Annotated in this window: 14 protein-coding genes and 1 other annotated feature; of the genes, 4 read left to right on the top strand and 10 right to left on the bottom strand. The window is 36.3% G+C overall.

Annotation, left to right across the window (positions count from 1 at the left end; translation table 11 throughout):
- Positions 1 to 637 (top strand): LPXTG cell wall anchor domain-containing protein (locus AC1Q8N_RS25305; RefSeq protein ID WP_493521421.1); only part of this gene is annotated, 637 nt, incomplete at its 5' end.
- A gap of 114 nt (positions 638 to 751) precedes the next feature.
- On the opposite strand, the gene proS is transcribed toward AC1Q8N_RS25305, so the two are convergent.
- The gene (gene proS / locus AC1Q8N_RS25300; protein WP_048560111.1) at positions 752 to 2,182 is read right to left on the bottom strand and encodes a proline--tRNA ligase; all 1,431 of its coding nucleotides are present in this window, start codon (positions 2,180 to 2,182) and stop codon (positions 752 to 754) included.
- A 46-nt stretch (positions 2,183 to 2,228) separates the two neighbouring features.
- Positions 2,229 to 2,436: a binding site (T-box leader), on the bottom strand.
- 93 nt (positions 2,437 to 2,529) lie between these two features.
- Positions 2,530 to 2,823, bottom strand: coding sequence for a YesK-like family protein (locus tag AC1Q8N_RS25295; protein WP_000383868.1), 294 nt, complete (start codon positions 2,821 to 2,823; stop codon positions 2,530 to 2,532).
- 154 nt (positions 2,824 to 2,977) lie between these two features.
- Between AC1Q8N_RS25295 and AC1Q8N_RS25290 the strand changes: the two genes are divergently transcribed.
- Together AC1Q8N_RS25290 and AC1Q8N_RS25285 are read left to right on the top strand one after the other, a co-directional pair.
- Positions 2,978 to 4,291, top strand: a complete 1,314-nt coding sequence (locus AC1Q8N_RS25290) for an alkaline phosphatase family protein (RefSeq protein WP_098078478.1) — start codon at positions 2,978 to 2,980, stop codon at positions 4,289 to 4,291.
- Positions 4,292 to 4,399: 108 nt separating this feature from the next.
- Positions 4,400 to 5,683 carry an MFS transporter gene (locus tag AC1Q8N_RS25285; RefSeq protein ID WP_000738835.1) on the top strand — a complete coding sequence of 428 codons (1,284 nt, stop codon included), beginning with the start codon at positions 4,400 to 4,402 and terminating at the stop codon, positions 5,681 to 5,683.
- Positions 5,684 to 5,728: 45 nt separating this feature from the next.
- Here the strand turns inward: AC1Q8N_RS25285 and AC1Q8N_RS25280 are convergent, their stop codons facing one another.
- From AC1Q8N_RS25280 to AC1Q8N_RS25245, 8 genes are all read right to left on the bottom strand, one after another.
- Entirely contained in the window at positions 5,729 to 6,121 is a 393-nt protein-coding gene (locus AC1Q8N_RS25280; RefSeq protein WP_098078476.1) for a hypothetical protein, read from the bottom strand.
- Between the two features lie 12 nt (positions 6,122 to 6,133).
- Entirely contained in the window at positions 6,134 to 6,385 is a 252-nt protein-coding gene (locus tag AC1Q8N_RS25275; protein WP_002070345.1) for a helix-turn-helix transcriptional regulator, read from the bottom strand.
- A 56-nt stretch (positions 6,386 to 6,441) separates the two neighbouring features.
- Entirely contained in the window at positions 6,442 to 7,674 is a 1,233-nt protein-coding gene (locus AC1Q8N_RS25270; protein ID WP_098078473.1) for an MFS transporter, read from the bottom strand.
- 66 nt (positions 7,675 to 7,740) lie between these two features.
- Positions 7,741 to 8,322: a TetR/AcrR family transcriptional regulator gene (locus AC1Q8N_RS25265; RefSeq protein WP_048541915.1), complete on the bottom strand. Its 582-nt coding sequence runs from the start codon at positions 8,320 to 8,322 to the stop codon at positions 7,741 to 7,743.
- Between the two features lie 80 nt (positions 8,323 to 8,402).
- Positions 8,403 to 8,546: a hypothetical protein gene (locus AC1Q8N_RS25260; RefSeq protein ID WP_048541918.1), complete on the bottom strand. Its 144-nt coding sequence runs from the start codon at positions 8,544 to 8,546 to the stop codon at positions 8,403 to 8,405.
- Between the two features lie 125 nt (positions 8,547 to 8,671).
- On the bottom strand, positions 8,672 to 8,923 hold the full coding sequence (locus AC1Q8N_RS25255; protein WP_060486913.1) for a hypothetical protein: 252 nt from the start codon (positions 8,921 to 8,923) through the stop codon (positions 8,672 to 8,674).
- A 13-nt stretch (positions 8,924 to 8,936) separates the two neighbouring features.
- The gene (locus AC1Q8N_RS25250) at positions 8,937 to 9,251 is read right to left on the bottom strand and encodes a thioredoxin family protein (protein WP_048541922.1); all 315 of its coding nucleotides are present in this window, start codon (positions 9,249 to 9,251) and stop codon (positions 8,937 to 8,939) included.
- 10 nt (positions 9,252 to 9,261) lie between these two features.
- The gene (locus AC1Q8N_RS25245) at positions 9,262 to 9,633 is read right to left on the bottom strand and encodes a DnaJ family domain-containing protein (RefSeq protein WP_098078471.1); all 372 of its coding nucleotides are present in this window, start codon (positions 9,631 to 9,633) and stop codon (positions 9,262 to 9,264) included.
- A gap of 522 nt (positions 9,634 to 10,155) precedes the next feature.
- Between AC1Q8N_RS25245 and AC1Q8N_RS25240 the strand changes: the two genes are divergently transcribed.
- Positions 10,156 to 12,180: a glycosyl hydrolase family 18 protein gene (locus AC1Q8N_RS25240; protein WP_098847492.1), complete on the top strand. Its 2,025-nt coding sequence runs from the start codon at positions 10,156 to 10,158 to the stop codon at positions 12,178 to 12,180.
- The last annotated feature ends 444 nt before the right edge of the window (positions 12,181 to 12,624 follow it).

The following is a 12,624-nucleotide window of genomic DNA, read 5'->3' as shown; positions in this document are numbered from 1 at the left end:
CGGCTCTGGTGGCAGTGGTTCTGGTGGCAACGGCTCTGGTGGCAATGGCTCTGGTGGCAATGGCTCTGGTGGTAACGGTTCTAGTGGCAATGGCTCTGGTGGCAATAACGGTTCTGGTGGCAGTGGCTCTGGTGACAACGGTTCTGGCGGCAACGGTTCTGGTGGCAATGGCTCTGGTGGCAGTGGCTCTGGTGACAACGGTTCTGGCGGCAACGGTTCTGGTGGTAGCGGTTCTGGTGGCAGTGGTTCTGGTGGCAGTGGTTCTGGTGGCAACGGTTCTGGTGGCAGTGGTTCTGGTGGCAGTGGTTCTGGTGGCAACAGTTCCGGTGGTAACGGTTCTGGCGGCAACGGCTCTGGTGGCAGTGGCTCTGGCGGCAGTGGCTCTGGTGGTAACCGTGTTAAAGGCGATAGCAGTTCTCAAGGTGGTAATGGCTCTCAAGGCGGCAACCGCGTTAAAGGCGATAGCAGTTCTCAAGGTGGCAACGGATCCCAAGGCGGCAATGTAAAAGATAATACGAAAAAACAAGGCGATAAGTTACCTAATACGGCAACACATTATCCTACATCTATTTTAATGGGACTTTCAACATTCCTAATCGGTATGTTACTATTTATTCGCCGTAAAAATGCAAAATAAAAACACATCCTTCCATCTAAAACATACATGAAACAAATTGCAAAACTAAAAAAGACTTTGGATTGCATTTTATTATGCAGCCCAAAGTCCTTTTTATCACCTATCAAAAAAACATTAATACGCTTTTCCCCAATACACCATTTGTTTAGCTTCTTTACCACAACAAATACATTCGTCAGCTAAATGTTCTTGCTCAAAAGGCATACAGCGAGAAGATACTCCAACTTCTTCTTTTAGTTTCTCTTCACAAGCTAATTCTCCGCACCACATTGCCTTAATAAATCCTTGCTTTTCATCAGCTACTTTTTTCATCTCTTCGAAATTCGTCGCACTATACGTATTCTCATCGCGAAATACTTTTGCTTTATTAAATAAAGAATTATGAATTTCCTCAAGTAGTGCTGGAATACGTTTTTCTAATTGATCCATTGATATAAATTCTTTTTCTTTCGTATCTCTTCTAACAAGTACAACTTGATTCTTTTCAATATCTTTAGGACCAACTTCTAATCGAATTGGAATGCCCTTCATTTCATACTCATTAAATTTCCAGCCTGGTGTTTTATTACTAGCATCTATTTTTACTCGTGCAACCTTTTGAATATGTTCTTGTAACTCTGTTGCTTTCGCTAAAACTCCTTCTTTATGCTGAGCAATCGGCACAATAACAACTTGTACTGGTGCGACTTTAGGAGGCATTACAAGACCATTATTATCGCTATGAACCATAATAAGTCCACCTATCATTCTTGTTGATACACCCCAAGATGTTTGGTGTACATATTGCCACTTACCGTTGCGATCTAAAAATTTAATATCAAATGCTTCAGAGAAATTCGTTCCAAAGTTATGGGATGTTCCTGTTTGAAGTGCTTTCCCATCATGCATTAAACTTTCGATCGTATAAGTTGCCTTTGCTCCTGCAAACTTTTCTTTTTCTGTTTTTTGCCCTTTAATTACTGGTATCGCTAAGTAATCTTCACAGAAAGAAGCATATAGATTTAAAATATGTAACGTTTCAGCTTGCGACTCTTCTGCTGTTTCATGAATTGTATGACCCTCTTGCCATAAGAATTCCGTTGTACGAAGGAATGGTCTCGTTGTTTTCTCCCAACGAACTACTGAACACCACTGATTATATAGCTTTGGCAAATCATTATAGGATTGCACAATTTTTGAAAAATGCTCACAGAATAAAGTTTCAGATGTAGGCCGTATACAAAGCCTCTCCGCTAATTTTTCATCCCCGCCATGTGTCACCCATGCTACTTCAGGAGCAAATCCTTCTACATGATCCTTCTCTTTTTGCAATAAACTTTCTGGAATAAACATTGGCATATATACATTTTCATGACCAGTTGCTTTTAACTTTTCATCCATAACTTTCTGCATATTTTCCCATAAGGCATAACCGTACGGGCGTAGAATCATACATCCTTTTACACTTGAATAATCAACAAGTTCTGCTTTTTTTACAATATCTGTGTACCACTGTGCAAAATCCTCTTCCATCTTCGTAATCGCTTGTACTTGTTCTTTTGCCATAGTCAGTCTTCCTCCTTTTGAAAATACAAAAAAGCCCGCGTCCCTAAATAGGGACCGAGCTTTGCCGGCGTTACCACCCTGATTCATGCACAAAAAATTGTGCATGCTCTCTTTTTGATAACGGGAAATTCCCGCTGCATATGCAGAACGCAAAGGTAGGTTCCATATCGCCTTTTTAAGAATCTTTCAGCCTGGCGGATTCTCTCTCTGCTAAAAAGGTTGAACATGTACTAGTCCTTTTTCATCGTTATAACGAAATAAATTTGTTGATTATCATAATACAAATTCTTTTTTTAAACAATAGCTAATTTTCTCATTTTTATATATTCTTTTCATTTTCTGCAGTTTTATACGTAGCTTTTTCGCGAGATTTTTACCAGTTGATGTGCAATCATACCGATAAGTGTACCAAGTAGAACGAAGAAACCAATAAATCCATATCCCATTCCTTCCCATCCACCAATCACCATCATTGTAACCGGAAAGGATGCTAAGCAAAGAAGTATTAAACTAAGTGCAAATATAATATCGAACTGTTTGTTTGGAAACCGTTTCTTTAGTAAATACGAAATAGCAAATACAAGGATAATCGTAATTCCCCCAATGATGTAAAAGATACTAAATCCATCTAGCCAATCCATAGTATTCCCTCCTTCCATTCATTCCCTTATACTTAATTATATGTTTAATTTTTCTGAAAATAAATAATAAATTTTTACCTAGAAATATATTTTTATTACTAGGTATTAATAGTAATATATAAGAATAGGTTTTATATAATCAGGAGGGAACTTTATGGATAAAGCATTAACAAATCACGTCATTATTTTATCTTTCGATTGCTTATCAGCTTTAGATTTTCCTATATTACAAAAACTTCCTAATTTCCAAACATTAATAAACAAGGGCGCGATAGCGAGAAAAGTGGAACCTATTTATCCTTCTGTAACATATCCAAGTCACTCAACAATCGTTACTGGAAACTACCCTAATAAACATGGCGTAGTTAGCAATACGTTACTTCAACCTGGACGCGAGTCACCAGATTGGCATTGGTACCGAAAATCCATTAAAGGCACAACGTTATACGATGAAGCACATAAAGCAAATTTAACGACAGCTGCCCTTCTATGGCCTGTTACCGGCAGAGCAAATATTGATTACAATTTACCTGAAATTTTTCCAAATAGACCGTGGCAAAATCAAATCTTAGTTTCATTATTTAGCGGTAGCCCGCTATATCAATTAGATTTGAATCAGCGTTTTGGTCATATAAGAAATGGCTTATCACAGCCTGAACTCGATGATTTCGTACTTGCTTCTGCTGTGCATACAATCCAGACGAAGAAGCCTAATGTCATGTTTGTACATTTCACCGATTTAGACACTCAAAGACACTATCACGGCTTTGAATCTAACGAAACAATAGCTGCTATCCATAGACATGATGAACGGCTAGGAAAAATTATTCAAGCTTTAAAGGACAGTGACCTATACGAAGAAAGTACAATTATCGCTCTCGGTGATCATAGCGCTTTAAGTGAAAACAAAGCCATTCAATTAAATGTACTATTTCATCAAAAAGGGCTTATATCTATAAATTCAAAAGGAAAATTAGTAGACTGGAAGGTCTATTGCCAAAGTTGCGACGGCTCTGCCTATGTATATGTGAAGGACAAAAATGATACGGATACAATTCGAAAAGTACAACTACTACTTGAAGAGTTACTTCAAAATAAACAAAACGGTATTGAATTTATGCTTCATGATGAAGCTGCAAAAGACTGCGGTGCAGATGGTAATTGTTTATTTATGTTGGAAGCACAAGAAGGATATTATTTCACTGAAAACTATACAGGCGATTTTATAAAAGAAATTACTGAAAAAGATGTTACGCCTAGTAAAAAATATACATTTGGTACGCATGGATACTCTCCAACAAAACCTAACTATGAAACAATTTTTATCGCTGCTGGGAAAGGGATAAAAAGCGGCGTTACCATTCCGTATATGAGACTTATTGATGAAGGTCCAACTATCGCTAGACTACTCGGTTTACACTTAGGTGAAACAGACGGATCAATTGTAGAGGATTTACTTCAATTGTAAAGAACTGTGTATATATGTAAAGATTATGTAAAAATCATCACTGTTTCTCTTTTTATAATTTTTATTTTTGTACACTGTTAGTAGAACAAATTTAAGGGGGAACATTATATGAAAAAAATGTCCAGACAAGAAAAAAGCTGGATATTATACGATTGGGCGAATTCGGTATATTCGCTCGTCATTACCACTGCATTATTTCCAATTTACTTTAAAGCAGCTGCAAAAGAAGCCGGACTATCTGGTGCAACTTCAACGGCATATTGGGGATATGCAAACTCTTTCGCTACACTTTTAATTTCTATACTTGCTCCTATTCTCGGCACAGTTGCTGATTATAAAGGATTTAAAAAACGATTTTTCACATTCTTCTTTGGACTCGGTATCGTATTTACAAGTATGCTAGCAGTCGTCCCAACGTCTCAGTGGTACTTATTATTAGGCTGCTATATGCTCGCATTAGTCGGTTTTGCGGGAGCAAACATTTTTTATGATGCATTTTTAGTAGATGTTACCTCTAAAGATAGAATGGACCGAATTTCTACAAGAGGCTTTGCATTAGGTTATATTGGGAGCACAATTCCTTTTATCGGTTGTATCGCTCTTATTATCCTTGCTCAAAAAGGAACTATCCCTTTATCAGTCGGCATTGCTAGTCAAATTTCGTTCGCAATAACAGCTCTTTGGTGGGGATTATTTACAATTCCAATGCTAAAAAATGTAGAGCAAACACATTATATTGAACGTCATCCAAGACCAATTGCAATGAGCTTCAAACGTCTTGCTGATACTTTTAAAAATATTAAAGAATATAAAACTGTATTTATGTTCCTAATCGCTTACTTCTTCTACATTGACGGGGTCGATACAATTATTACTATGTCTACCGCTTACGGAACAGATCTCGGTATTAGTGCAACGAATCTATTAATCATCTTATTTGTCACACAAATTGTAGCTTGTCCATTCGCCTTATTATACGGAAAGTTATCAGAAACATTTACAGGTAAAAAAATGCTATACGTCGGTATTATTATTTATATCATTATCTGCATATATGCTTATTTCTTAAAAACGACACTCGATTTCTGGATTTTAGCAATGTTAGTTGCCACTTCTCAAGGTGGTATTCAAGCACTTAGTCGTTCCTATTTTGCAAAACTAGTACCAAAAGAATCTGCAAATGAATTCTTCGGATTTTATAATATCTTTGGTAAATTCGCGGCAATTATGGGTCCCGTATTAGTCGGTGTTACAACGCAATTAACGGGAAAAACAAACGCTGGTGTCCTTAGTATTATTGTACTGTTCGTTATCGGTGGATTCTTACTAACTAGAGTTCCCGAAAATGATACATCCGTTACACCACCTAGTCCAAAAACTAAAACGCTATAAGAAAAAGATCCTCTTCGCATGAGAAGAGGATCTTTTTCTTTATTTTTAGCGATAACGTCTTACAATTAAAAATTCTACAGCCGGCTTTACAACTATCGCAGCGCATAACGCAAACAAAAGCGGTATGTTATGAAAATCAATCCATTTATTAAAACCTACCGATGCGAAAAACAAACCAAAAATTAATACAACAAGTACATAATACGTAACATTTGCACTTATTTTTAATACATGTTTTTCTACATCTTCTTTCTCCTCCGTTATCCCTTCCACATTATGCGATGCCAAACTTTTAAATATATAATGTAATGCGATGCTACAAATAAATAGTGCATACCAGTTTACTTGAAGTTCAGTTAACCAATAATAAAGTGCAAACACTAACGTACTTATAGCTACTAATGCCGTAACTACAAGGCTTATTTTCTCTTTCCCCAACAACTACTCCCCCTACAGCTTGTACAAAAATAGTTTATCAACAGTTGTTCCTAATACTTCAGCTAAACGGAATGCTAACGCTAAGCTTGGATCATATTTATTATTCTCAATTGCATTTATCGTCTGTCTAGAAACTTTACACTTATCAGCCAATGCACCTTGTGAAATATTATTTTCAGTGCGTAATTCATAGATTTGATTTTTCACACCATTTCTCCTAACCTGTAAAATCGTTTTTACATCATCAGTATATAGTTGGGGCATTTCATTGTCAAAAGATTGCCACAAGAAAAAGGAGCAATCCTGCTCCCTTACAATGGTTATTTCGAAGCTAACGAATTTATTAGTTCCTCTTTATTAGCGACATCTTCTTTATTTATTTGCATGCGTAGAACTGGCCCTATCGCAAATAAAATAAGTGCCATTGCTATACAAAATACAGTAACTAGTGAGGTCATCTCCTTCAACCCTCCAGCTAGTGAAGTTCCAATTAACATTGCCCCCATGAACAGTGGTAAAATTGTTCCATTTACTCTGCCAATCATATTTTCTGGTACAAGTTGAATCATAAGCGTACCGACAACGATATTAACACAAGCTAAACAAATACCTGTTCCAAACCTCATGAAACTAGTAATCCAAAATGATGTAGATAGCCCTTCTACTAAAAATGACATTGCTAATATGCTCATACCGAATACAAACATCTTTTTCGGGTTCACTTTTGAAGCGAAAACTGCAGCAACAATACCACCGATTAACATACCGATTCCATCAGCTGCAGCTAAATATTGAACTGCTTCCTTTTCCATTCCAAGGCGCTCTATTACAAGAAATACCTCTAATGGATTCGTTAGTCCAACAGCTAAGCCCATAACGGTGAAAGTGATCGTAATCATACGTAAATTTTTCGTATGAAGAACGTATTTCCAACCTTCTTTTATATCATTTTTTAATGAATCTCTCGCCACTTGCTCTTGTTCCACCCATTTTGGTAAAAACGAAAGAGCAATAGCAGATAACAAAAATAAAATGATTAAGCTATATAGTGACGTAAATAAACCAAGTTGTGTATACACAAGCGATCCTACCACTGGTCCAAAAATCATAAATAATGACTGTAATGTTTGGTTAAATGCAATTGCATTTGCTACCTGTTCTTCTTTTACGTAGCGCTTAAATATACGCGAAGATGATGGCTGAGAAAATTGGCCTACAATCGCGGAAATGAGTGTTGCAAAAAATATAGCCTGCCAATAATCCAGCTTTAGCAACAAGACAATTCCTACAATAGACAGTACACTTAATACATCTCCAGCAACCATCGTTCTTTTCGGATTCCAGCGATCAGCTAACGCCCCACCGATAAACGAGAAAATAAAAATAGGTGCATATTCCATAACCGATAACAAAGAAACTGAAACTGGATCATTATTCGTTCGCTCCATTATGAAGTACAAAAGAGCCATATTTCTAATCCAAATTGCAAATTGTTGTAAAATATCAGATGCCATAACGAGCATAAATGCTCGGTTTTTAAATAAAGCGTTCATTTTCATTCCCCTTTCATAAACCGACCGTTCGGTCTAATTTGTTTTGTAAGAAAAGCAACTGACTTATTATTCAGCTGCCATTCCTTTTAACAATACATCTATTGCCTTTTTATAAATACGTTGCAGCTCTTTATAATCTAACTCGTAGTAAAGTACTCCAAGCCCTGATAATAATCCATTCACAATATACATAAGGTCGCGCGTACTATCTTCCCGAAACTCTCCAGACTGTATACCTGCTTCAATTAGTTTCTCAAACATAACATATGATTCTCTAGTTAAAGCCAATAGTTCATCCAAAATCTCTTTACTTACAACTTGGCTCATAGAGAATTCCTCTATTGCATTTGAAATGGGTTGCTGTATGTCCTCGACATGATATTCCGCGAGACCATATAGTTTTTCAGTATTCGTACTATACAACTTCTCTTTTTCATTCCATTTTTCAAGCCAATCATACGTATGCTGTTTCACTACAAATAAAAATAATTCTTCTTTACTTTTAAAGTGATAATAAATGCTTCCTTTACTTCGCTTTGTAATTTCACAAATCTCTTCCATAGATGTAGCTGCATAACCCTTCTGTGAAAACAGACTTTCTGCTTTATATGCAATTTCTTTCTTTATCTCTTCTGCACTTCTTCTCATATTTACACCTCTTTAAACCGACCGTTCAGTCTAACAATAACAAATTAAAAACCTCTATTACAAGAGGCTATATTCCTTATTTAAAAAAACGCACTTTCAAACCACGTTCGAATCATATGTATTATTCCAATTTTAAATCCTAATTTAACAAGAAATACGCCTCCCGCAGCTAATAAAAATAACACTACTTTCCCCTTATTTTTCACTTTCGGTTCCCTTTTCATTTCTATTCCCCTTAGTACATTAAAAATATTAATCAAACGTTTGTTTAACTGTTTTTATGCATATGTAAGCCAACTAATCAAACGTTTGTTTAAAAAGAAATACGCCTATATAAGGCGCATTTCCATCAATCACCGCCACCTCCGCCACCATCGCAGCTGCCTCCGCTATCTCCACCGAAAGATCCTCCACAATCATGTGAACCTCCATGCGAGCTATCATTATCAGATCCAGCAAAGAAAAATAATGGTGACGAACTGTTAGATGAATTATGAATGTTATTTTGTTTCGTAAGATTTACCTTCTTTTTGTTTGATCGAACTGCCGTTACGATCGTTCCAACTACAACAAATAATAGTATGACAATAATAAATTCCATATAAAAGCCTCCCTTAATCTTCGAATAATTGAATGGTTCTCTCTAAATTTTCAAGTGAAATGAAGCGCGATTCACGAAGGATCTCTTTTCCATTATAAAATAATAAAACTGTTGGTCCTGTAAATACTGCATATCGCCCCGCGATCTCTTGCATGTCTTGTAGTAATATTTCTACTTTCTCTACGTAATCATAATTCTCTAATAGACCATTTACTTTTCTTAGCATAACATCACAAACACCACAATTTTCCGTTTTAATAAAGAGCAGTACTAATTGTTGTCCTTCAATATATGTCGCTAATTCTTCTATCGTTTCAAATGTATTCATCTTATCCCTCTTAGCGTAATTTACGAAATACTTTATCCTGATACATACGAAAAGCTGAACTCTCTTTAATCTTTCTCTTTTCCATTACCTGCTGAAAACGCAGCGTTTTTGCCGTTAACTCTTCTTGTAATTTTTTTCTCTCTGCTTCATCATAACAGCACGCAATTAAGTCTTCTATTTTTAATATATCTTTTTGTAGTTCCATTTCTGCTGGAATCATACCCGCATTTTTTAAGATTTTATAACTCATTCTAAGTTCTGGAGGTACCATTGAAAGGTCTTCTAATTGTAGTGGTTTTCCTTTTCCCGGAATATGATCAAGGTCTCCATTCCGTATTGCTTGTCGAATTTTTTCTTCAGCAATGTTCAAAAAGACATCCACACCATTCGCTCCTTTACATATTTTTACTATTATTTTACATGATATTTTCTCATCTTGCTACGCTATTACAAATTGACTTCATACAATTTTTTCTCAAATTTAATTACAAGGAGCCTTTTCCTCCCTAATCAATATTTTATTTTCATGTGTAGTCTGTATTAGAGCCATTTCATATTGAGAAAATCTTTGCGAATCAAATAAAGCGTTTACACCAAATCTTACATTTGCTACGATTTAATCACCCCCAGCTCCCTTGTATAGACTTCGTGATGTCTGATCATTTTTATCCCGCTTTAATGGTCAGTAAGACCCCCACCTCAAAATTTAGCGAAAGCAAAGAAGTTAGGTGGGGGTGGGGCTCCCCATAAAAGTCCGATTGGTGAGGGCTGATAATCAGTGGGGGATGAAGCCCCCCACTGATTAAAGTTTCACTTTATCTAGACGTTTCATACGTCTAGCTTCACTTTGGTTTATTGGCGCATGCCTTTAAATATATCTTTTATTTTGAAAGGAGAAATGACTATGAGCTCCAAAAAATTCACACTGCTATTACTATCCCTACTACTCTTCTTACCTCTTTTTCTTACAAACTTTATTACTCCAAATGTTGCATTAGCAGATTCACCAAAGCAAGGTCAAAAAATTGTTGGGTATTTTCCTTCATGGGGCATTTACGGACGTAATTATCAAGTTGCAGACATTGATGCATCAAAGCTAACTCATTTAAACTATGCTTTCGCTGATATTTGCTGGAATGGAAAACATGGAAACCCTTCTACTCACCCCGATAATCCAAATAAACAAACGTGGAACTGTAAAGAGTCTGGTGTACCACTGCAAAATAAAGAGGTTCCTAATGGCACTCTCGTACTCGGTGAACCATGGGCTGATGTCACAAAATCTTATCCGGGATCAGGTACAACTTGGGAAGATTGTGATAAATACGCCCGTTGTGGAAATTTCGGAGAACTGAAACGATTAAAAGCTAAGTATCCTCACTTAAAAACAATTATTTCAGTTGGTGGCTGGACTTGGTCTAACCGCTTTTCTGATATGGCAGCTGATGAAAAAACAAGAAAAGTATTCGCTGAATCTACAGTAGCTTTTCTTCGTGAATATGGATTTGACGGCGTTGATTTAGATTGGGAATATCCGGGCGTTGAAACGATTCCTGGTGGTAGTTATCGTCCTGAAGATAAGCAAAACTTCACCCTACTCCTTCAAGATGTTCGAAATGCATTAACGAAAGCTACTGCAGAAGATGGGAAACAATATTTACTAACAATCGCATCAGGTGCAAGCCAACGTTATGCGGATCATACAGAGCTAAAGAAGATCTCTCAAATACTTGATTGGATTAATATTATGACATATGATTTCCACGGTGGATGGGAAGCTACTTCTAACCATAATGCAGCACTATACAAAGATCAAAATGACCCAGCAGCGGATACAAAATTTTATGTAGATGGTGCGATAGACATTTATACAAATGAAGGGGTTCCAGCGGATAAACTCGTATTAGGTGTACCTTTTTACGGACGTGGATGGAAAAGTTGCGGAAAAGAAAATAATGGGCAATACCAACCTTGTAAACCAGGTAGTGACGGAAAGCTCGCTTCTAAAGGTACTTGGGATGATTATTCTACCGGTGACACAGGTGTGTATGATTATGGTGATTTAGCAGCTAATTATGTTAATAAAAATGGTTTTGTTCGCCACTGGAACGATGTAGCGAAAGTACCTTATTTATATAATGCGACTACAGGCACGTTTATTAGCTATGATGACAACGAATCTATGAAATATAAAACAGACTATATAAAGACAAAGGGTCTAAGTGGCGCGATGTTTTGGGAACTAAGCGGGGATTGCCGTACAAGTCCAAAATATAGTTGCAGTGGACCAAAATTGCTTGATACGTTAGTAAAAGAATTACTTGGTGGACCTATTACTCAAAAAGATACTGAGCCCCCAACAAACGTAAAAAATATTGCTATTACAAATAAAAATTCAAACTCCGTTCAATTAAACTGGACTGCATCTATTGATAACGTAGGAGTTACAGAATATGAAATTACTGCCGGAGAAGAGAAATGGAGTACAACAACAAATAGCATTACAATCAAAAACTTAAAATCTAATACCGAATACACATTTTCAATAATAGCAAAAGATGCTGCCGGGAATAAATCACAGCCTACTTCTATCATTGTAAAAACAGATGATACTGATACAACACCCCCTGGTGGAAATGGTAATGCTACCTTTTCAGTCACTTCAAATTGGGGAAGTGGTTACAACTTCTCGATTGTAATTAAAAATAGTGGAACGACCCCAATTAAAAACTGGAAATTAGAATTTGATTATAACGGCAATTTAACACAAGTTTGGGATTCTAAAATTAGTAGTAAAATAAATAATCATTACGTAATTACGAATGCAGGATGGAATGGTGAAATCCCTCCTGGTGGATCCGTTACAATCGGAGGGGCAGGAACAGGCACTCCCGCCAAACTTGTAAATGCATCCATTAGCGAAAATTAAGCGTAACCTCCATTAATTATTTCACTAAAGTTTGAATTTAGGTTTGAGTGCTCTATCCTAAATTCAAACTTTTAATTTCATGAAAAATCACAAATTAACATTACAATAACCTATTATAATTATATCTAGTTTCTAATATGAAGTTCATGTGAAGTTCATCTGAATTTTACATGAATTTCCTTTAAGTTCTATTGTCTTCCTATACTAATCACATTATCCTTTACATATAGGAATTATTTTTATTCCACTTCAAACTATCTATATATATAAAGAAAGATAGTCGCCTGTTAGGGAAAGGCATCTAAATATAAACATAACATAAGAAAAAGCACGCTTATAAGCGCACCATAAGAGTGCTTCTTCATACAATTCTCATGTAAGAGTTCTCGAAAATCATGTTAATCACAAAGAAAAGGCATTAGCTTATACAAGCTAATGCCTTTT

Source organism: Bacillus sp. GW823-FHT06B01, from assembly GCF_058952315.1.
The sequence above is the reverse complement of the archived record's forward strand: the minus strand, read 5'-3'. Positions and strand labels throughout refer to the sequence as shown.